The sequence below is a fragment of the Vibrio sp. ZF57 genome, assembly GCF_001691235.1.
Taxonomy (GTDB): domain Bacteria; phylum Pseudomonadota; class Gammaproteobacteria; order Enterobacterales; family Vibrionaceae; genus Vibrio; species Vibrio crassostreae_C.
Genome location: NZ_MAKD01000091.1, coordinates 26,238 through 48,133, shown reverse-complemented (window position 1 = coordinate 48,133; position 21,896 = coordinate 26,238). Strand labels below are relative to the sequence as shown.

Annotated in this window: 18 protein-coding genes and 1 pseudogene; 6 read left to right on the top strand and 13 right to left on the bottom strand. The window is 44.2% G+C overall.

Annotated elements, in window-relative coordinates; all coding sequences use genetic code 11:
• Positions 1 to 82: 82 nt before the first annotated feature.
• Positions 83 to 1,114, bottom strand: coding sequence for an L-threonine 3-dehydrogenase (tdh, locus tag A6D97_RS13260; RefSeq protein WP_017059546.1), 1,032 nt, complete (start codon positions 1,112 to 1,114; stop codon positions 83 to 85).
• 110 nt (positions 1,115 to 1,224) lie between these two features.
• The gene (locus A6D97_RS13255; RefSeq protein ID WP_065584582.1) at positions 1,225 to 2,418 is read right to left on the bottom strand and encodes a glycine C-acetyltransferase; all 1,194 of its coding nucleotides are present in this window, start codon (positions 2,416 to 2,418) and stop codon (positions 1,225 to 1,227) included.
• Between the two features lie 455 nt (positions 2,419 to 2,873).
• Between A6D97_RS13255 and A6D97_RS13250 the strand changes: the two genes are divergently transcribed.
• Both A6D97_RS13250 and A6D97_RS13245 read left to right on the top strand, forming a co-directional pair.
• On the top strand, positions 2,874 to 3,806 hold the full coding sequence (locus tag A6D97_RS13250; RefSeq protein WP_065584581.1) for a LysR family transcriptional regulator: 933 nt from the start codon (positions 2,874 to 2,876) through the stop codon (positions 3,804 to 3,806).
• Positions 3,806 to 4,189: a VOC family protein gene (locus tag A6D97_RS13245; protein WP_017069423.1), complete on the top strand. Its 384-nt coding sequence runs from the start codon at positions 3,806 to 3,808 to the stop codon at positions 4,187 to 4,189. The genes A6D97_RS13250 and A6D97_RS13245 overlap by 1 nt, the downstream gene beginning before the upstream one ends.
• 111 nt (positions 4,190 to 4,300) lie before the next feature.
• Here A6D97_RS13245 and A6D97_RS13240 read toward each other — a convergent pair.
• From A6D97_RS13240 to A6D97_RS13225, 4 genes and pseudogenes are all read right to left on the bottom strand, one after another.
• Positions 4,301 to 5,826 (bottom strand): annotated as a pseudogene (locus A6D97_RS13240) (PepSY domain-containing protein).
• Between the two features lie 167 nt (positions 5,827 to 5,993).
• Positions 5,994 to 6,344: a hypothetical protein gene (locus A6D97_RS13235; protein ID WP_017064798.1), complete on the bottom strand. Its 351-nt coding sequence runs from the start codon at positions 6,342 to 6,344 to the stop codon at positions 5,994 to 5,996.
• Between the two features lie 301 nt (positions 6,345 to 6,645).
• Entirely contained in the window at positions 6,646 to 7,041 is a 396-nt protein-coding gene (locus tag A6D97_RS13230; RefSeq protein ID WP_017059534.1) for a cytochrome b562, read from the bottom strand.
• A gap of 144 nt (positions 7,042 to 7,185) precedes the next feature.
• Positions 7,186 to 7,932: a phosphatase gene (locus A6D97_RS13225; protein WP_065584580.1), complete on the bottom strand. Its 747-nt coding sequence runs from the start codon at positions 7,930 to 7,932 to the stop codon at positions 7,186 to 7,188.
• A gap of 321 nt (positions 7,933 to 8,253) precedes the next feature.
• On the opposite strand from A6D97_RS13225, the gene A6D97_RS13220 reads away from it, so the two are divergent.
• Entirely contained in the window at positions 8,254 to 11,277 is a 3,024-nt protein-coding gene (locus A6D97_RS13220; RefSeq protein WP_065584579.1) for an HD domain-containing phosphohydrolase, read from the top strand.
• A 42-nt stretch (positions 11,278 to 11,319) separates the two neighbouring features.
• Here the strand turns inward: A6D97_RS13220 and A6D97_RS13215 are convergent, their stop codons facing one another.
• On the bottom strand, positions 11,320 to 12,345 hold the full coding sequence (locus A6D97_RS13215) for a DMT family transporter (RefSeq protein WP_017059531.1): 1,026 nt from the start codon (positions 12,343 to 12,345) through the stop codon (positions 11,320 to 11,322).
• Between the two features lie 91 nt (positions 12,346 to 12,436).
• Here A6D97_RS13215 and A6D97_RS13210 point away from each other — a divergent pair, with 91 nt between their 5' ends.
• Complete coding sequence (locus A6D97_RS13210; protein ID WP_065584578.1) at positions 12,437 to 13,384, top strand: LysR substrate-binding domain-containing protein; 948 nt, start codon at positions 12,437 to 12,439, stop codon at positions 13,382 to 13,384.
• Between the two features lie 36 nt (positions 13,385 to 13,420).
• Positions 13,421 to 13,741: a heavy metal-binding domain-containing protein gene (locus tag A6D97_RS13205; RefSeq protein ID WP_004730185.1), complete on the top strand. Its 321-nt coding sequence runs from the start codon at positions 13,421 to 13,423 to the stop codon at positions 13,739 to 13,741.
• Positions 13,742 to 13,950: 209 nt separating this feature from the next.
• Here A6D97_RS13205 and A6D97_RS13200 read toward each other — a convergent pair whose 3' ends face one another.
• Together A6D97_RS13200 and A6D97_RS13195 are read right to left on the bottom strand one after the other, a co-directional pair.
• A complete protein-coding gene (locus A6D97_RS13200) occupies positions 13,951 to 15,216 on the bottom strand; it encodes a peptidoglycan DD-metalloendopeptidase family protein (RefSeq protein WP_065584577.1) in 1,266 nt (421 codons plus the stop codon).
• Between the two features lie 161 nt (positions 15,217 to 15,377).
• Entirely contained in the window at positions 15,378 to 16,217 is an 840-nt protein-coding gene (locus A6D97_RS13195) for an alkyl sulfatase dimerization domain-containing protein (RefSeq protein WP_017067625.1), read from the bottom strand.
• A gap of 276 nt (positions 16,218 to 16,493) precedes the next feature.
• Between A6D97_RS13195 and A6D97_RS13190 the strand changes: the two genes are divergently transcribed.
• A complete protein-coding gene (locus A6D97_RS13190) occupies positions 16,494 to 17,009 on the top strand; it encodes a cytochrome b/b6 domain-containing protein (protein WP_082151303.1) in 516 nt (171 codons plus the stop codon).
• An 80-nt stretch (positions 17,010 to 17,089) separates the two neighbouring features.
• Here the strand turns inward: A6D97_RS13190 and A6D97_RS13185 are convergent, their stop codons facing one another.
• The 4 genes from A6D97_RS13185 to A6D97_RS13170 form a co-directional block, all read right to left on the bottom strand.
• Positions 17,090 to 17,524, bottom strand: coding sequence for a hypothetical protein (locus A6D97_RS13185; protein WP_017064806.1), 435 nt, complete (start codon positions 17,522 to 17,524; stop codon positions 17,090 to 17,092).
• A 116-nt stretch (positions 17,525 to 17,640) separates the two neighbouring features.
• Positions 17,641 to 17,907: a hypothetical protein gene (locus tag A6D97_RS13180; RefSeq protein ID WP_017067627.1), complete on the bottom strand. Its 267-nt coding sequence runs from the start codon at positions 17,905 to 17,907 to the stop codon at positions 17,641 to 17,643.
• Between the two features lie 235 nt (positions 17,908 to 18,142).
• Positions 18,143 to 19,927 carry an ABC transporter ATP-binding protein gene (locus A6D97_RS13175; protein ID WP_065584576.1) on the bottom strand — a complete coding sequence of 595 codons (1,785 nt, stop codon included), beginning with the start codon at positions 19,925 to 19,927 and terminating at the stop codon, positions 18,143 to 18,145.
• On the bottom strand, positions 19,921 to 21,684 hold the full coding sequence (locus A6D97_RS13170; RefSeq protein ID WP_065584575.1) for an ABC transporter ATP-binding protein: 1,764 nt from the start codon (positions 21,682 to 21,684) through the stop codon (positions 19,921 to 19,923). Before A6D97_RS13170 ends, A6D97_RS13175 begins: the two co-directional genes overlap by 7 nt.
• Positions 21,685 to 21,896: the final 212 nt, after the last annotated feature.

The following is a 21,896-nucleotide window of genomic DNA, read 5'->3' as shown; positions in this document are numbered from 1 at the left end:
CCCATTTTCTTGAGTTCCGAGATGTAAAAAAGGCGACAGTAAAAACTGTCGCCTTTCTAATATCTTGTTACTCAGCTAAAGCTTATTCCCAATCAAGAATTACTTTACCTGACATACCAGAGCGCATCATGTCGAAGCCTTTCTGGAAATCGTCCACTTTGTAGTGGTGAGTAATGATTGGTGTTAGATCTAGGCCAGATTGGATCAATGAAGCCATCTTGTACCAAGTTTCGAACATCTCACGACCGTAGATACCTTTGATAACCAAGCCTTTAAAGATTACTTGGTTCCAGTCTACCGCCATGTCTGATGGTGGAATACCTAGTAGAGAGATCTTACCGCCGTGGTTCATGTTAGTTAGCATGCTATTGAACGCAGATGGGTTACCAGACATTTCTAGGCCTACATCGAAGCCTTCTGTCATGCCAAGATCAGACATTACGTCTTCAAGCTTCTCTTCCATCACGTTTACTGCGCGAGTCACACCCATTTTCTTAGCAAGATCTAGGCGGTATTCGTTTACGTCAGTGATTACAACGTGACGAGCACCAACGTGCTTAGCAACAGCTGCAGCCATGATACCGATTGGACCAGCACCAGTAATTAGCACGTCTTCGCCAACTAGGTCGAAAGAAAGTGCTGTGTGTACTGCGTTACCAAACGGGTCAAAGATTGAAGCTAGATCGTCAGAGATTTCTGCAGGGATCTTAAATGCGTTGAACGCAGGGATCACAAGGAACTCAGAGAACGCACCAGTGCGGTTAACACCAACACCTGTTGTGTTACGACAAAGGTGAGTACGGCCGCCACGACAGTTACGACAGTGACCACATGTGATGTGACCTTCGCCAGATACACGGTCGCCGATTTCAAAACCACGAACTTCTTGGCCAATGCCAACAACTTCACCCACGTATTCGTGACCTACTACCATAGGTACTGGGATTGTGTTTTGTGACCACTCATCCCAGTTGTAGATATGTACGTCAGTACCACAAATTGCGGTTTTCTTAATACGAATAAGAAGATCATTATGACCCATTTCAGGTTTTTCAACCTCGGTCATCCAAATGCCTTCTTCAGGCTTTAGCTTAGAAAGTGCTTTAATTTTCATAATGTTACCTAGTTCATCTCGCCTAACTGTAAGGCGAGAATCAAAAATCTATATGTTCTACTGGGTGTTGTTCTATCTAATTAAAGGATGCTCGTGGCACCCCTTTAAAATTAGATGATACCCATGTCTTTACCAACTTGGATGAACGCATCGATTGCGCGGTCTAGTTGCTCACGAGAGTGTGCAGCAGACATTTGCGTACGGATACGAGCTTGACCTTTTGGTACTACAGGGAAAGAGAAACCTACAACGTAGATGCCTTTCTCTAGTGCGCGCTCAGCGAACTCAGCCGCTACTTTTGCATCACCAAGCATGATTGGGATGATTGCGTGGTCTGCACCGCCCATAGTGAAGCCAGCTTCTTCCATGCGAGTACGGAAGTGAGCAGAGTTTTCCCATAGTTGAGTACGTAGGTCGCCAGATTCCGCAAGAAGATCTAGAACGCGGATAGACGCAGATACGATTGCAGGAGCAACAGAGTTAGAGAATAGGTATGGACGAGAACGCTGACGTAGCCAGTCGATCACTTCTTTCTTACCAGAAGTGTAACCGCCTGAAGCGCCACCCATTGCTTTACCAAGAGTACCAGTGATGATATCGATACGGTCTACAACGTTGTGGAACTCGTGAGTACCCGCTCCGTTTTCGCCCATGAAGCCCACTGCGTGAGAGTCATCAACCATTACTAGTGCATCGTACTTGTCTGCAAGGTCACAGATAGCAGGAAGGTTAGCCACTACGCCGTCCATTGAGAACACACCGTCAGTTACGATTAGTGTGTGACGAGCGCCAGCTTCTTTAGCAGCGATAAGTTGCTGCTCTAGCTCTTCCATGTTGTTGTTCGAGTAACGGAAACGCATTGCTTTACACAGACGAACGCCATCGATGATAGATGCGTGGTTTAGTGCGTCAGAGATGATTGCGTCTTCTTTACCTAGAATTGTTTCGAACAAACCAGCGTTTGCATCAAAACAAGATGTGTAAAGGATAGTGTCTTCTTTACCTAGGAACGTAGAAAGCTTTTGCTCTAGTTCTTTGTGAGAATCTTGAGTACCACAAATGAAACGTACTGAAGCCATACCAAAACCGTGCTGATCCATACCATCTTTAGCTGCTTCGATAAGAGCTGGGTGGTTAGCAAGACCTAAGTAGTTGTTTGCACAGAAGTTTAGTACTTCTTTACCAGTCGAGATAGAAACCGCTGCTTTTTGTGCAGAAGTAATAATGCGCTCAGACTTGTAAAGACCTTCTTCTTTAACTTCTTCGATTTGAGTTTGAATCTGTTGGTAAAATGCAGAAGACATTGTCTCATTCCTTCCTAGTTATAATTTAGCAGCATCGCGCGCCGCTTTATGTAGGGATGTAAACGATCTCAACACGATCATTTACACTGTAAAACTTATGCCTATATTCTAGTTGAACATCCCCGTTCCGATTATCCCTTTAGTTGGAAAAACATTAATGAATCACAGGCACTAATAATAGTTCATCCCAGTGACATAGGGCACATTAACGCCCTTCACCTGCTTTTTTAAACGCCAAATTAGCTATAATTTCCGTCTAATTTCGCTTTCATATCAAATCTCAATTTTTCATCTCAGAATGCGCAGCAGCAACGCCGCTATACAGATGAGCTTCAAACACAACAACCTATCAGAGCAATCACGTCAATCAATTAATGAAATTGATTCACAAATCAAAGTAAATCGCTCACAATGACCATTAAGTTCATCGTTGAAACTAGCTTAACTGGATACTTATGATTAACCCAAAACTCATCGCCCTGCTTCCGGATCTCGCCTCGTTCATTTTGGTGGTTAACGAAGGTAGTTTTACGGCTGCAGCAAAACAGTTAGGCGTGACACCATCAGCCTTGAGTAAGCTCATCACCCGCTTGGAAAAAGCGCTATCGGTGAAACTGTTTGAGCGTACCACTCGTACCCTTATCATTACGCAAGCGGGTCAATTGGTTTATGATCAGAGTGTGGTGATGATCAACGCAGCGCAACAAGCCGTTGAACTGTCTACCTCCGACCATACCGAACCTGCAGGCTCGATAACGGTAGCGGCGCCTGAAGCCTTCTTGAATTCGGTATTGCAGCCTTTCGTTGTTCCATTCTTAAATCAGTATCCAGAAATCCAACTTAAATTGAGAGCGGCTGACGGCGACATCGATATTTTACGTCAAGGCATCGACATTGCTTTCCGCCTGACTGATAAGCCCGACGAAAGCTTAGTATTGAAAGAGTTAGGAAAAACAAACCTCGTGTTGTGTGCAAGCCCTGACTATTTAGATGCCAAGGGGATTCCTCACCACCCTACCGAGCTGTCTGAACACGACTGTTTGTATCTTGCAGAGACAGACAAAGATCACATTTGGGATTTTCTTAAAGATGATGAATTTCACACAGTACCCGTCAGTGGACGTTACGCAGTTAACCACTCGCAGATGCGACTGAAAGGTGTGAAAGAAGGTCTAGGCGTCGGTATTTTCCATGACTTCGTGATTCAAGATGCGTTGGCTGAAGGCTCCGTGGTACAAGTGTTGGAAGATTGGACCATCAAGAGTAACTACCATGGTGCTATCGCGATGCAATTTGCTCAAACCAAGTATATGCCCGCACGACTGCGTGTATTCATTGATTACGCCATGAAGCACTTAGGTGACAAGTTGGCAGGAGAAATAAACTGATGCTGAAAGGAATACACCACGCGGCCATAATCTGTTCAAACTACGACGCGTCGAAACACTTTTACACTGAGATTTTGAAACTTGAGATAATTGCCGAAAACTATCGTGAGGCTCGCCAGTCGTACAAACTTGATTTAGCGCTACCTAATGGTGCTCAAATAGAACTATTCAGCTTCCCTAACGCGCCAGAAAGGCCTAGCTTTCCTGAAGCTCAAGGGCTAAGACACTTAGCTTTTTGTGTTGATGACGTTCAACAAATCAAAAGCTATTTGGAAGAACAAAGAATCGAAGTCGAACAGATCCGAATTGATGAATTTACAGGTAAAGCATTTACTTTTTTTGCCGATCCTGACGGGCTTCCGTTAGAGCTTTATGAAATCTAGAGCTTTATCAAATATAGAGCTGTACAAGTCTAACGTCTTCTTAATAAACAGAGCATGTCATCTGAATAATGAAACTGACCTCCTCAAAAAGGAGGTCAGTTTGTATATCAATTAACTCAATGCCGTCTTGAATTTCTCAACGCGTGAAAATAGTAACCAATCCAGCAGCATTGCTGTCACGATCGTCGCTCCCGCCAGTGGAAACAGTACTGAAATAACTATCACGATCACTAAACCTGTCTTCCAAAGCCCTGCATCGCCAAACTTCGGTGGCGTGCCAAGCTTTCTTTGACCTGAAGGTCTACGTATCCACCACATCACACCGCCAGTCACGGACACAACAATGAACGCCAAACAAAACAAAGCATTTAGAAGCTTGTTAATGATGCTGATGTCACCTTGATGCAATGAAATACCTACCGCTAACGTTTTGGCAATGAAGTTATAATCTTGCCATGTCACCTCACCCAGAATACGACCTGAGTATTGGTCGAGGTGCGTAGTACGATCCTGCGTTGGATCGATGATGTCACCGCCCATAGTGTTGGCTGTGACCGTGTAAACACCTGTTTCTGAACGCGGGAAATTCACCTTGTATTGAGTGAAACCAAGTGAGTGCGCTTTTTGGATAACATCATCAATCCCGAAACTGCTTGCTGACATCACATGTTGAGAGTGGTCTTCGCCCATCTTAGAGTGATCATGAGGTTCAGATGCCTCTTCCACGTGATGTACATGTTCTGCAGGCTTATCTTGAGACAACGGCAGCGGTGTTTGTTCTAGATTCCATGGAAGTTCTTCCTCTGAGCCATGGTTAAGCGATGTGTGCGTCTTATCAGACAGCGGAATATCGTCCCACATTTGAGCAGGGAAAGTGCTCCATGCTTGAACTAATTTACCGCCCCAGAAGCCTGTCCAAGCCAATCCAGACAGAATAAACAACAACAGAACGAGCGATAACACACCTCCAATGTTCGCATGCAGATCACGCATTAAAATACGCGTTCCTGAACCAAATCGAAGCTTAAGAAAACCAGCGCGGCTCGCGTTATCTCTAGGTAACCATAAGTAAATACCACTGATGAGCAACAGAATAGACAAGCTTATTGCGACTTCAATTAGATAATCACCCCAATCAACAAAGTGCCGTGAATGTCATTCGCGAGTTGGTACAGGCTGTCGCTACGCGGAATCTCTCCGACCACTTCGCCCGTATATTGATTTACCGTGGCGAAGACCGATGTGCCGTCTACAAGTGCTACCGAAAAGCGGTTAGCCAGATCAGGAGCTTTGCTCGGAACAAACTGGGTAACCGAACCTTGTGGGTATTGAAGTTGTACTGCAGCTAACTGTTGTGACACTTTAATCGGCTCGCCCGATGCAACAATCTCTAGGGCTTCGTGGTGGAAAGTCAATTCGATTTCATCATCAAACAGCATCACCAAACCTGTAATGCTCAGCATTAACATAAACGGGATAACAAATAGCCCAGCATAGAAGTGCCAGCGCCATGTGAGGAAATAGAGGGTTTTATTGCGGTCTTTGCTTTTTATATTGGTTTCCGAACCGGTTGTTGCACTGCTTTTAGACTGCGAAGTTGCTTGTGCTTTCGCAGGGGTTAAATGTGTACAAGAGATTGGATTGACCTGATCAGTTAATTTTCCGGATTGGTATGAGATTCATTTCTCAACATTATAATTTCCTTTGACACACGCAAACATACCTTCTGAAAAATCAGAAAGTAATCTGAGCATGTTTAACTTTACTTAATACTTTATTTTTTAATTATTTTAATGGGTTAGGTTTAAGCAATAACAAAGGGAGGGCCGCGCGGGGCTTGCCTCGTGTAGCGTTCGCTTAGAGCCAAAAAAGCGTAGCTGTCGGAGACAATAGAACTCAGTCGAGTTGTCAGTAGTGTAGTGGGAAGTTCATCTTGGTGAAACGTGGAAAAATGGCTAAACGGACACGGCTTTCCTTTATGAGTATTAGGTTCGCCTTCTTCGATTTGAACCAATTCAAAGCCATTGACCGTACATAACGACGCCCATACTCCCGCACTATTACCATGAGCATTGATAACAGGCATTAATGTCACTAGCGCCCAGCTTAATGCTGTTGCAAGTAACATGAAGAAGTTGAACGAGGTTCGGCGCATTATTCCAAGTCTTTATAAATTTCCCTTATTATGAGGGACTTGGAATATAGGTAAACGTAAAGATTAACAGCAAGTTAAAAAATTGAAGCTAACGCACACTCTTTTTCGTTAAATACTGGTTACAACACTAAAACTAAGAAAGTAATACTCATCTCTTTGCAGCAGGCTTTCGATAAAAGAGACAATAAAAACGCCGCCTTACACCTTCCTCGAAAGAGGGTAATGTAAGGCGGCGTTTTAGAAATCGAATCTTGAGGTTTGCTCTTTGTTACCTATCTAGCAAACGTTCATGATTAACGAATTAACCGAAGATCTTGCTCCAGATGCTTGGGTTACGCTTCTCATGGTACTCTTCACGAAGGCCATCAATAGTACGAAGTTCTTGCTGTGCCGACGCTAAGTCACCTTGGTCTAGCTTCTGCTCAATGCTATCCAGTGATGCACTGATCTTTTTGAAGCCTTCCATGAAGTTGTCTTCTTTCTCGACTGGGTAAACACCCGTTTTCAGCTCTGCCACTAGCGTATCTAAACGAACGATAGGCTTTTGCATCTCTTCAATGCTTTGAGCTTCTGCCGCTTGTTTGAACGCAAGCTTCATTTCTTGCATGTTTTTCTTAAGGTCTACATTAGCAAATGCGTTGCCAGACAATACTGAAGCAGCGATTAAGCCAGATAAAAGGATTGAGCGAGTTTTCATTGTTTCTCCAAGTGAAGCGGTGTCTTTGAAGTTAGAGCCGTCATTACTGTGGCACTTCGACTTTATTATTTTCGGCTAGTGTATACAAAAATCTTTCAGGCACAAAAATTGATTGTGTCGAAATGCAAACCCGCCGACATTCTCTTAAACAAGATCTGAATATTCTGGGATTTCATTACGACCGCGCAAGGCCAAAAAGGCTAGGAACTGCTTTGGCGAATGGGTAATCACTTTACTCGAATCTACGCCCACTTCATCTAACAATGCTGCGACTAAGTCTAAGCCACCGACATCTAAACAGAAATGCGCATCGCTGCCTGTTGTAATAAATGCACCCTTCGCTTTCGCTATTCTTGCAATCTCATAGCAGCGGTCAACACTGCCAACTCGGCTATTGCCTTTGAGTGTGGTGTTGTTGATCTCAATCGCCACGTTGTTCTCAACCGCACATTGAATAACGGCTTCGAAATCGAAATCAAAATTAGGATTGCCTAAGTGACCAAGCGCATCAATTCGACCGCCCTTAATCACATTCAACAATGCTTCTGTATGGGTAGCGACATCCGATGGGCGAAATACTGGCTCATGAAAACTCGCGATCACCCAATCCAAGTTCTTATCCACACTCGGATGAATGTCGATTTCACCCTGTGTGTTCATGATGTTTGACTCAACACCTCGAATAATTGCGATATCTTCAATAAAACGAGGGAGCACACGCTGATTGCTGAAGAACCAATAGTGTGGCGCGCCCGGCATTGATTCTGAATGATCAGTAGTACAAAACATGGCTAAACCATTTTGCTTTGCCGACTTGGCGTTTTCGATCAATGTGCTGTAAGCATGACCACTTGCGTATGTGTGGGTGTGAGTATCTACTTTGAGTTCCATGAATCAATGCCCTCTTCGCTCGGTCAAAATACGTTTTTCAGAAAGTAACTCTGAATCTCTTTCAGGAAAAGAATACTTCAGAAAATGAATGCCTAATGGCAACAATTCGGCCAGTTTATCAGCTGAAAGTGACAATTAGCACCCAAACATAAAGGTTTATTACTGGTTCATTTACACGACACGGGAATACGTGGCTAACCAGAGCCAGCCAGCGCTTGGTCTTATCTAAGTCGAACCGCACACACTCGGTAATTGCGCCAATTTTTTGCAACCTACCCAAGTTCGTCAATACTTAAACCAGCCTACAAACTGGAGTGTTAGATGAGAAGAAGACGATATCCGCTGAGTATCCACATCACTAGCCTTTTCCTAATTTTGACAACACTTGTCGGTGCGGTATTGATTTCGATTAGTTATCGGCACTCCCAAGAGCTGCTGCTAGGCACAGTGCGCGAGATCAGTAATGAGCACCGCGACAAACTGGAATCAGTATTTAAACAAGCCATTGCCCCTGTTATCACAACCTTAAATGTGATGGCGGTGAGCCCGTTTGTTGCTCATCAAGCTTCCGCTGTCGAAAAAGACTCTTGGCTTGCTTCGGTCGATATCATATTCAAGCAAAACACCAATTTGGTCGCTCTATTTTATGGTTCTGAAGATGGTGACTTCAGAATCTTTCGTCCATTAAGCACCAATAAACAGAGAGCCGAAAACAGCGCGCCCGCTAAAGCGACCATGATGGTCAGCAGCACCAATCTAGACGGTGAAAACTTTATTACCTATCTTGATGGCGCACATCAAGTGATCAGTACTCGACAAGCAGAGAGTAAGTTCAACCCCACCACTCGTCCTTGGTTTCGTAACGCAAAGCCTGATGGCTCAATACAACTCTCTGAGCCCTATCTATTCTATTTCCTGCAAACCAATGGCATTACACTCTCTAGGCGTTCTGCCGATGGCAAGCATGTGGTTGGTGCCGACTTTACGTTGAGTTCCCTCTCTTCTCAGATCAGTGAATTAGCTTATTCTCCGCAAACCCGACTCGCCTTGTTCGATCAACATTTTAATCTTCTCGGTCAGCATCAACTTGAGCTATCAGTACCCAAGCCTGACTCCCAATCTGATGACACAAGTAAAACTGAGCAAACGAACAACCAAACGACGGGGAATCTCTCTGGCAGTGAGCAAGACCAAAGCTTCTTTAATGTGCCCAAACGTGAACAGATGGAAGCATTGAAAGCGTCCGTTATTGCGCCGCTTATCTCTGATGAAGAGAAGTTTAACCTCAATCTAAAAAACGTTGAGTACAACTTAAACACTTGGGCACTAACGCTAACGCCGGTTCAACTGACTCAAAATGTCACCTTATACTTGGCAGAAGCGACGCCACACAATGAGCTGCTCGCTGATCTTATCTCGATGCGAGACAAGCAAGTTGCGGTCGCGATTGGGATGTTGTTCATCTGCTTCGCTATCGTATGGTTTGTTGCTAATCGACTGTCTCAGCCGCTCAATACGCTGATGCAACTCACCGACAACATCGCTCGGTTCGACTTCAGGCGTACTCATTATCCCAAAAGCATGATTCAAGAAGTGGCTAACCTCGCCCACTCGATTGAGCTAATGGAACACACGCTTCATGATCTGATTACCCTACTTCGAGACACCGCCGGGAATCAGGAGTTTTCGATCTTAGCCAAGAACATTGCTCATCAAAGCTATTTAATTACCAAAGCAGAAACCATTGTCCTTTTCACTCAATCCAAAGAGAAAGACGTGTTTGATACGGCAGCCAACCTTGCCATTCTTCCTTTTAAGGCCGACATCAATGACTTCATCAAACACACGCCTTGGTTGCTGTGTCAGCTTAAATCTGGTGAGACGATCCATTTGAACAGAGAAGACAATGTTCTCAACTATTACCAAGATTCGATCTTCAATTCAGACCTGTACCTATTTCCACTATTAAACCGAGAGAAACTGTTGGTAGGGATTGTGGCAATTGGCTATGAGAGACCAATTACCAAGATGCAGGCAGACAAGCACGCCTTTTTAAGAGAGTTGCTCAGCTTTGCGGAAATAGCGAAAGACAACATCGACCAAATGCAGCAACAAAAAGACATGCTTAATGCCTTTATTGAGCTGATTGCATCGGCGATTGATACCAAGTCACCTTATACGGGCGGGCATTGCCAACGAGTGCCTGAGCTCACCAAATGGCTAACTCAAGCAACCATAGATGATGACCGCTATTACCCGCAATTCTCATTGGACAGTAAACAGTGGGAAGAGTTGATGCTCGCCGCTTGGCTTCATGACTGCGGCAAGGTGACCACGCCTGAATATGTGGTAGATAAGGCAACAAAACTGGAAACCATTTACGACCGAATCCACGAAGTGCGAATGCGTTTTGAGTTGTTGAAACAGCAAGCGGAAACCGATTACTGGAAAGCGATGGCGAACGGTGCACTACAAGAAGAACAACTCAAAATACTCGAACAAAGCCTGTCTGAACTGGATGAGGAGTTTGCCTTCGTTGCTGAGTGTAATCTTGGCGGCGAATATATGACGGAAGAGCAGCTAGAACGCTTAGATCAAATAGCTAAACGCCAATGGAAACGTACACTGGATGATCAATTGGGTTTGTCTTGGTCTGAAAAAGAGAGATTTAACACCCAAAAAGAGTCGGTTGAGAAAGAGAGAACTGAGCCAACAAGTCAGGAAAAGGGTTTGCCTGTCATGGAGCCTCTGCTTGCAGACAAACCGGAGCATAAAATACCTTGGGACAATGGCTTTAACCCTGCCGATGTATGGCAAGAAGCGTTTGTACTTAAGCCCGGAGAAGTTAAATACAACCAAGGTGAACTGCACAATTTGAAAGTACGCCGTGGTACGCTAAACGATGAAGAACGTTTCATGATCAACGATCATATTATCCAAACCTTCACCATGCTCAACAAGTTGCCTTACCCGCCTTACCTTCAAAACATTCCGGATATCGCCAGCGGACACCACGAACGTATCGACGGTAAGGGATACCCAAGAGGCTTAAACGAAGACCAGTTACCTCTGCCGTCCAGAGCAATGGCAATTGCTGATGTCTTTGAAGCGCTCACCTCTAGTGATCGCCCTTATAAGAAAGGTAAACTCTTAAGCGAATCACTCAACATCATGACCGACATGGCCACCAGCGGTCATATCGATCCCAAGTTGTATTTACTGTTTTTGGAAAACAAAATCTACGATAAATACGCTGAGCGATTCCTAGAAATGAACCAACGCTGCGAGATTGACCCGCACGAACACATCGACCGAGTAAAAGAATACATACGCTCATTGTTCTAAGTTTTAAATTAACCATTCAGAGGATAAGCCATAACTCAATGGTTAGCTTTTAGCTGCCGAGTCCAATACCGCAACGTCCACTACAGTCGCTACAGCCACTGTGGTGTGCGGTTTTTGTTTGGCTTTCGCCTTGCTGTGTCTTTTTGCCAGCAATGTATTGGTGATGCTCGCCACGACAATCAGGTTAATGCCAATCATCTGCTGTGTAGAAAACACATCATCAAAGAACAAGCCCTGCCAAAGCGCGCTAAACAGCATGTTAGTAAAAATCAGAGGTGCCAACTGGGAGCCACTGTCTGCAAGCTTATACGCCTTGGAACGGAAGATTTGGGTATTGATGGTAAACAGTGCAAGACCAAGTGATCCGAGAACAATCCAGCGTAAATCGTCAAAAGACAGCAACGCCGACAAGGTTCCTTTCTCTGCACTTTCAAGTACATCAGGCACCGCAGAAACAGAAGTAAACACCACCATTGGTATCACAATAATTGCCGCAACTAAAAAGGTCCACGCGTTAAGCTCTGCCGGAGTCAGGCTGGTTTTAGACGCTCGGTACAAACTCACTTGCGAGCCAGAATTAAATACCCCCGCGAGAAGCCCAAGCAGAAGCGCAGGTCTAAAGAACTCCGAACCCAACTCAAACTGCGACCAATCCCCCGCCATCATCACTACGCCAACAAAGGTGACAGCTAAACACACTATCGTCGTTGTATGAATCTTGGTTCTAAATATTAACTTTTCTAACAATGGAATAAACAGAGGACCCGTACTGAATAACACAACCCCTTCAACCAGCGTTAAGGTTTGCAGTGAAGTAAGGAAACACCACTGACACGCCACCATAAAGATCGCTCGCATCACCAAAGGTTTCCACATTTCTCGTGTCGGCTTGCTGATTTTGTAAAAAGTCAGGAAAAGAAATAAAAACAGACTGGGTAACAAAAAACGCACAAAACTGAGTAACGAAGTGGGCATCACTTCAGATAGATACTTGGCCATCAAGCCACTTAAAGACAAACTGAACGTCGACAACAACATGAAAGTCGTCGCCTTGGTAATATCAGACATAATTATCACCTCCTATGACATCTATTTTAGAGGCGTGACGTAATGAAAAATAGCGAGTAATATTAACGATAACTGTAAGGAAAACTTACCAATGAAAAAACTCGTTCCGCTTAAATCCGTTTACGCTTTCATTGCTGTCGCTGAGACTGGCAGCATGACCGACGCCGCTCGGGTGCTGTACGTCAGTCACTCTGCGGTAAGCCAAGCGATAAAGTCGTTAGAACAACTGGTCAACAAGCCTTTGTTTCAACGAGTCGGTCGTCGTGTTGTTCTTAATGCCGCAGGTAAGCGATATTACCGCAAAGTCGCGCCCGCACTTGAGCAAGTGATAGAGGCGACCGAAGAGCTTGCCAGAACGCCTAACGACCACCGCATTACCCTCAACATGGTCAATTCGCTCGCGATGCACTGGTGGATCCCACGAGTTCCCGACTTCCAAGCTTTCGCTCCCTCACTTGATATCCGTATTTCGACGCTAACTGGCCCTTTCGATATTGAACAGGAAGGGGTCGATGTTGCGCTCGTACATGGCAAGCCCAATGAGTGGGAGCAATATTACAGCGAGAAACTGGGCGACGATGATCTGGTCTTGGTGTGCAGCCCTACTCTATTAAAAAACCAGACCGGATTGAGCGTCGAGCAACTCGTCAAACAAAACCCGACCATTGGCGTTTTTAACCTCAGGCGGCAACACGACTGGCAAGTGTGGTGCGACAATTACCAAATTCCACTGCCCACATTCCATAGCAATCTGACGTTCGATGTCTCCATTCAAGCGGTGCAAGCTTCAATTCGTTCGTTAGGCGTACTAGTAACGCATCGCTTGTTTGTGAAAGATGATATCAGCCATGGGATGCTTGTCGAATTGGGTAAACCGGTTGCTAACCCGCACCAAGATTTTTACTTTGTTTGCCCAAAAAACAAATTAAAACAAGAAAGTGTGCTAAAACTGAGAACATGGTTAAGACATGAATTCACACGCTCAGAGACAGCACTGAACGATGACATTCAAGAGCAAGACCAAACTATCAATCAATAAGCGAGTGACAGCTCAGCAAGCTTACAAGAGGCCATTATGATTATTACCACCACACAATCAGTCGAAGGCAAGCGCATTGTCGATTACAAAGGGGTTATTGCCGGAGAAGCCATTCTAGGGGTGAACGTTTTCAAAGATATGTTTTCAGGAATTCGTGACTTTGTGGGTGGACGTTCTGGCACCTACGAGAAAGAACTGGAAAAAGCACGTAACTACGCGTTCAAAGAGTTAGAACAGAAAGCGATTGAAGCGGGTGCCAACGCGGTGGTAGGCGTAGATATTGATTACGAAGTCTTGGGAACAGGTAATGGCATGTTGATGGTCTCTGCTAGTGGCACGGCAGTGGTCGTCGCTTAATCGCCTAGTCGCTCAATCGCTTGGTCACTTAGTCACTTAGTCACTTAGTCACTTAGTCACTTAAGATCTCAACACATGAGCACTTGGGCATATAAGATGTTGAGCACTTAATCTATTAAGCTATTGAGCAATCAGGCAGCCTAATGAAAACTCGTTCCAACCCTTTGATGACTAGCCACCAAAGGGTTAGAACAGTTATAAGCTGATACTTAGCTTGATGTTACTCGTGCAACCTTTTGCCCGGAGAGCATGTCATCAAACGAGGCAACTCTCGCCAAGAATGCACCTTTATTTTCAGGTAAGATAGAACTTGCTAAAGGTAAGTTCGCTTTCATCGAATCCACCGCTCTTCCACGCACCAGCACTTCAAAATGCAAATGCGGCCCGGTTACGCGACCAGTCGTGCCAGACAACGCAATTTTCTGCCCACGCTTAACCTGTTGCCCCTTCTTAACCAAGAATCGGCTCAAGTGCAGATAGCGAGTTTTGTAAACGCTGTTATGCTCAATCACTATGTATTTCCCCGCATACGGGTGGTTACGAATAGCAATAACTCGACCATCACCGGTTGAATAAACTGGCGACCCTACGGGTGTTGCGAAGTCAGTACCATTATGCGGAGATATACGTCCGGTCACTGGGTGCTTACGGTATGGGTTAAATGGCGAAGTAATTCTTCGGAATTGTTTGTCTATTGGGTAGCGATTGAACGCTTGCTCAAGGCTGTTACCCTCTCTGTCGTAGAAGCGTCCATCTGAAGCAAGAAACGCGGCCACTTCCTTACCTCGTAACCTAATCGATATGCCCTGGATCTCTGTTTTTCCTGTTAGATGGTCGCCTGTGTATTGCTCATTGACCAACACATTAAACTCATCGCCCGCTCTTAACTGCTTTGAGAAGTTAATCTTGTCTCTTAACGTTCGAGTAATATTGGCGATCTGGGCGGTTGTTAATCCCGCTTTGTATGCTGACGTTGAAAAACTGCCATGAACGGTGCCCGTATAGAGCTTTTCTTTCCATTCGCCAGGCATTTCATGGAATTGGTAATTAAAGCTTCCATCATCATTTCGAGTAAAGGCTGCTTGCTCAACCAAACTCTCGTGATAAATCAGCTCCACAAGCTGTTTTGAGTCACTATCCAAAAGCAACTCTAGATGGTCACCAGGTTTTATTGTGTCGAGTTTCAAAGACTCCAGATCCGCTTCCATCACCTTTTGAACGGTTCCATATGGCAGTTGCCATGACGAAAAGATGTTGCTTAGCGTATCGCCAACTTTCACAAAATAATGGACCTTAACCAAAGAGTTGGGAGTCGCTTGCGAGTCGATGACTTCCTTATCATTAGGTTGAGAACCTTGGTAAGGTGTTATTTTGATAGAGATTTCTGGTGCTGGTTTGGAGTGAAAAGAGAGCAAAGCAGCAAGGGAAAATGCGCTGATCGCAGTAACGATCAGACCAATACGGAGGAACTTCATAAAATACTTAGCGGTTATAACGAGGAACTTAGAAAGTGTTATAACATAACAATTAAATCAAAAAAATAAATGAAATGTAAGAAACCATAGCGCGATAGGTGTGAAAGTATGGTGAGCATGCAAAGCCCACCACCTTAGTTAACACGGATCTTTACCTCATATTACTCTTCACGAAGTACTTCGAAGCGTTCTAAGCCTCGCAGCATCTCAAAGTCCGGCTCTTCAGTTAGCAGCTCTCTCATGGACCCACTGGCTTCAATAGCGCGCTCTAAGTCATCGATAGCTTGACCTTCTGCCCCTAATCGAGCATAGGCGCAAGCACGTTGATACAAGGCATGAGCATTTTGGTCATCGACTTCTAATACACGGTTACAAAGACTCATTGCCCAGTGGTATTCCTGTATATCCATAGCAGCGTCAGCTTTGGCAGTAAGTGCTTCTAAATCTCCAGGACGAACCTTCAGTATTTCATCGTAGATTTCAATTTTTTGCTCTGCCGTTTGTGCGTTCTGTGCTCTCAACCATAGGTTATGAATCTCATTGATAATTTCAATTTCGCGGTTGTTGTCGGAAATGATTCTGGTCTTGCGCTTAAGATCCCGTTCAAGAACATTAAACTTCTTCTCATAGTCTTGAGCGATAGAATTAAGTCGCTTATCAGCCATGTCTTGAGTTGTGTGTTTAAGCTCTTTGATGGATTGCCAACCCACCAGCGCGATAAGAGAGGCCACACCAGCAATAATGTAGAAGAAGTAGGTTACGGTTACATTGGCGTAATTCAGAGACTTGTCTGCCACAGTCAGTTCCCGGTCAGTCATCTGAATGGTCAAGCGTCTTTCAAGATCCTGCTGTTCCATTCGAAGCTGCTTCAACTCATCCAAGATATAGCGTTCCATCAGCGGTCTATCCAAATACTCTTGTTCCGAGTACTTAACATCTTCGCTTGCAAAACTCATCGTGCTGAACACCGAGATAACTGCAACCAATAAGATTCGAAGCATTATACATTCCTTATATGTTTATATTTAGACTAACTGTATCTCGTAATAGGCATACAAGCTAGGAAGTCGACAAGTTTGCTATGTCCATATTGGAATTAACACTCTAAAACATCATTGATAATTATAAAACACCTGAAGCAACATCATTAATTTCTAAATTATAAAAATACCGCGTAATACTGTTCTATATGATTAATTCGCGATGCGAATATACCGAAAAATGGTTTATTGCATCGAGATGAATCTTATATTAATAACGATCAGAACGAGGTTAATTTGAATAATCCACGATACGATTTAGTAAGCCGTGTACTGCACTGGGTAATGGCTTCTGTAATCATCTATGCAACGATCGCAGGGTATGTGATGCACTATGTCACCAGTCATCCAGAGCTGTTTTCTTTTCTGTCAGTGCTCAACATGTCATTGGCGACCGTTGCGACGCCACTGCTTGTGGTTCGTTATATCTGGAGCCACTTTCGCTCGTCGCCAAGCATGCCAACCTCTGTGCCTGAAGGGCAAAAATGCGTTGCCAAGCTTGCACACTCTTTGATGTATCTTGTGATGTTTATGGTTTTCAGCACCGGCTACTTAATGCTAAAAGAACCGTACTCTTTATTTTGGTTAGTGAGCGTAAATAATCTAATTACCGACTCTGCAATCAACGGCTTCTTTTTCTATTTACATCGTGCCAGTTGTATTGCCCTAGCCTGTTTAATTGTGCTGCATATCAGTGCCGCACTTAAACATCACTTTGTCTCTAGGAACTATGTATTGAAGATGATGCTCTAGATTCAAAGAATTCAAGACAATTTGCACAAACAACAAAAAAGCCATAGCATGTTCGCTATGGCTTTCTTATTTCAATTTGATTACTTGGTTTGAGTATCAATCATCACTTGCCAGTATTCACATTTAGCCAAGAACTCTTTTAAATAAAGCTCTGGGTTAGCAAGTTTCTCACCGCCTTTAACATCAGCACCAGTCACACGCCAAAAGCCACGAGTGACCAAGTTTCGATGATAAATAAAATCGTTGAGTTCATTAGCCTTCAAAGGAAGTTGTTCACCAAACGTATTTTCGTAGCGGCTCAGAGTCGAGGCTTGTTCACTTGGCTTCTCCCTTAAAAAGGTATCCAAATCCAAACCTAATGACTGTTGCTGCTCTTTTGATAGGGCTTTAGCTAATTTAGAGATCACACTGAACAGAGCCAACTCAACTTTTTGAGACGCTAATAACGATGCGCCTAAAAGCGCATGTTCGTTGGAAATATGTTGTTCTGTTGATGAAACGGTTGCTGTTGTCACTGTGTTAACCTCAAATAATCATAACGGGTGTTACTGAACTGGATAGAGTCTTTTCACTAAGCTGAATCTTATTCTTGTCATTAAGAAGAATCTTGCAGCTAAGCAGAGCCTTTCAACTAAGCAGAATCTTTTAGCAGAACGCGGTCAGCATCAATAATGGTGAAGCCCGATGCATCTTCATTCTTTTCGACTTGCACTAAACCTTTAAAACCAATCTGCGACAGCTTCTTCGCAAGTTGATCTGGTGCTGTTTCAAAAACAACATTCATAAAAGGTAAAGACTCAGTATCAACAAAACCATGCTCGTTAAACAGTTCCATTGCTTGAGATAAATGGTCTGAGTCGGTTAATTCGATAATTTCTACAACTTCTTCCAACAACATTTTCGATTCCATATTCGCCAGAAAGTGACTGACACAAGCCGGTTCTTTTTGCTTGCATACATCCCGATGCCCTAAGACACCCCTTTAGTAGTAGGGAGATCATAACATATTAATAATCGTAAAATATGTTTTATTTTCCCTAAGCTACTGGGAATACTAGAAAAGAATAGAAATTGGTGAAACATAAGCAACACCAATTCATAGTATCGATAACGGTAAACCTGATTTGAAGTGATCAGGCAACCGTTACTTGAGAATCGCCCGTTTCTACAATCGATTCTTGTAACAAGCCAGCATAAATACCATTGTGTGCCACCAGCTGTTGATGATTACCTTGCTCAACAATTTCACCCTTTTCCAACACCAAAATCGTATCTGAGTGACGAACGGTACTCAAACGGTGTGCAATCGCAATCACAGTTTTTTCCTTGAAAAGGCGCTGCATTGCTTTTTGAATCAGGTCTTCGGTGATTGAATCTACCGAACTGGTCGCCTCGTCAAGCATCATCAATTGACCACCCTGTGCAACCGCTCTAGCGAACGAGATAAGCTGCGTTTGCCCTACAGACAAGTTAGAGCCGTTCTTTTCCAAGTGGAAGTCATAACCTTGTGGCAATTGTTCAATAAACTTATCGGCATAAACATAGCGCGCCGCCTGTTCAACCTCAGTTCTAGATAGATGCGTTTTGCCCAGCGCGATATTGAATTGGATGGTCTCTTCAAATAAGTGCACGTCTTGCATCATCATTGAGAACAAATGAGCAGAGTCTTCACTTGAGATCTGTGACAGCTCTATTCCATTCAACAAAATGCTGCCTTCATAGTCTTGGTAGGCTTTAGAGATCAGACGCAGAATCGTCGACTTGCCCGAGCCCGTCGAACCCACAAGCGCGATTTGATGCCCTTTCTCCAATACAAACGAGACATTCTTTAGAACGTAGGGAGAGTCGTCTTTGTAGCGGAAGCTTACGTTCTTTAACTCTAGGCTCACAAACTGTTCAAGCTGCTTCTCAACCTTGTTAGATGACAACAGGTTGCGCCCTTCTTCTTCAGTCGGCTCAACAAACAGCTCTTCAATATGGTCAAACGCTGCAAATGAACTCTGAATCGAAGCGATCTGCGAAGTAAAGTCACGAATCGGAACAAACACTTTCTCTAAGGTGTTGATGAACGCAATCAGCACACCCAAGGTGAGCGCCCCTTCTAACACTTGCTCAGAGCCATACCAGATCATAATCGCGATAGTGATGGAGGTGATGCCAGAGATAAACGAGAACAAAATCGCATCGTATTTATTGATCTTCTTCTGCGCTCTTAAAAACTCATCGGTATAGCCTTGGTAGCGTTGCTCGACTTGCTCTTCCGCTCGGTACATCTGAACGGTTTTCATGCCAAATAAGACTTCTTGTAAAAAGCCAATACCGCGAGCCAACGAAGAACGAGTCACCTTATAGAGTGCACGAAGTCGGTTTCGTACATAAACCGTCAAATACATCACTGGTGGCATAATGATCAATACAATCATCGTTAACTGCCAATCAATAAAGAACATCATCACTAACAGAGCAATGGTATTGATGCTGTCTTTAACTAGCCCGACAACCGACTGAACAAACGTCTCGCCGATGGTTTCCAAATCACTGGTTAATCGTGAAAGCGTTACGCCAATCGGTGTGTTATCAAAATAGCTGCGTGGCAGTTTGAGCACGCGAGCAAACAACACTGAGCGCATGTCAGTTATCGTGTATTGCCCGGTTTTACGTAGGTTGTACGAATAGGTGGTATCCACCACATAGCTCGCCACCAGCACGGCAACGAGATAGAAGACGTACTCGAGCAGTCCATCCATATCCCCGTGACTCAGGTGAACATCGATCACTTGAATGATCAGCCAAGGGAACAACAAGCTCGTGATGACAGAAAGAGGAAGCATAGCGATGCCCAGAATCGCAGAGCCTTTGTATTTCTTAGCAAACTTAAAAAAGTGCTTGAGGTACTTGAGATCAACACGTTTTAACATGCTGCTGCCTCCGTTTCATTCTGCTGTAGTTGCCATGTATCGTAATAGTAATCACAGATTTTCAATAACGTGGCGTGGTCGCCCTTCGCGATCACTTTACCTTCGTTCAACACGATGACTTCATCCATATATTCAAGGGCATTAACGCGGTGTGAAACCACAAGAACCGATTGATTTTCCAAACGTTTAAACAAACCTTCCAAGATCTTACGTTCTGTTTCATAGTCGACAGCCGATAGAACGTTATCCATGATGATCAGGTCGGTGGGTTGCAATAAAGCACGCGCAATACTTAAGCGCTGCTTCTGACCACCTGACAACATGATCCCTTTCTCACCGACTAAGGTTTGATCGCCGTGTTCAAAACGTGTCACATCACTAGCCAACTGGCTGAGCTCTAGCACTTCATCAACCTGACTCTTTGCCAAATCGGTATCTAGGCTACCAAAGCGGATATTGTCTTCGACGGTTGCTGAAAACAGGTAAGGGTCTTGAGTCACGGTTTTCACGTAACGGCGTAAGTCACTGCGTGAGAAGCTAGTGACATCTCTTTCACCAAGGAAAACAGAACCTTGTGGTACATCCAAGTGGTGGTTTAAGCAGTCCACTAATGTCGTTTTACCCGCTCCGATCCCGCCTAACACACCCACTTTCTTACCTGTTGGAATATCAAAGCTGATGTCATCGAGAATCACGCGTTCTTCACCTGAATAGCTGAAGCTGAGATTGCGAACGGAAAACGTTTTTCCCTTCAGCGATTCAACATCTAATTCAGTAAGCTTATCTTCATCTAGCTCTGGGACTTTGGCATTAAGAATGGTTTGTGCACTTTGGATACCGACCATGCCTCGCTGATAAATGGTCGCGATTCTGCCAAGTTGCATCAATGGCATAGCGAGCAAAACTGAGTAAGTCAGAAAGGCGGTAATCTCACCAAGTGTGAGTTCCTGTCTCATTAACATGTAGCCACCAAGCCCAAGAATGATGATTTTCATCAGGTCATTGGCGTAGTCGAGTACCGGCATAAAGAAGACTTGAATGCGTGTAATTTTAAGGCGGCATTCAAGCAATAACTGGTTCAGTTTTTCAGTTTCAGCTTTCACCCAAGGTGACATCTGCTGGCTCTTAATGAGATCAATCCCAGACAGGTAACTCATTAGCTGAGCAGACAGATTTTGTAGGCGCTTCATGTGCTCTAAATGCAGCGCTTTCATACGCTTGAAGCCCACACGGAAAATCACAAAAGCGATTGAGATAGGAATGATCGAATACAGTGTGAGTTCTGGCGATATGCGCCACATGTAAAGAGGCGTCAACGACAACGCAAGCAAGGCATTGAAGAACTGCAAGAAGCCGACACCAAACAGCAGTCGAATGCCACTAAGGTCATTGTTGATAATCGAGATCAGTCGACCCGAAGCAAAGCGTTCGTGAAAGCTGCTCGGTAAGCGATTCAACTTTTGTAGAAGTGTACTTTTAAGTGCGGCCTCTGTAATTCGCCCCGGATTAAGCGCATAGATACGAGACAGAATTCTCACCACCACCATGGCAACCGACATCCCGACCACAATCCAAACATAGGTTTGAAGCTGTTGGTGGCCAGTTGAAGAGGCATCATCAATCAAATCTATCGCCAATTGGATATAGCGAGGGATCTCTACTTGTAACCAGTTGACGAGAAAGATGAACACAATCGCCAATAAGTACGAGGTGCGATTCATGCGCAGATAATGGGCAATAAACTGTCTTTTATTCATAGTATTCTTTGTTTAGGGCAGGCTCACAGCGAGATTTAACGATATAACCGGGCAGTTAAGCTAGATAGGTTCATCGCTGAGGTAAAGATACATCAAAAACACTTAGTTGACAATATCAACCATATTCAATAATTAGTTTCGGGTATTAAGTTTTAGCATTGCTAGAAACAACTTTGCCGCCAAAAGTGGCGGCAAATAAATAGCTTAGCAGG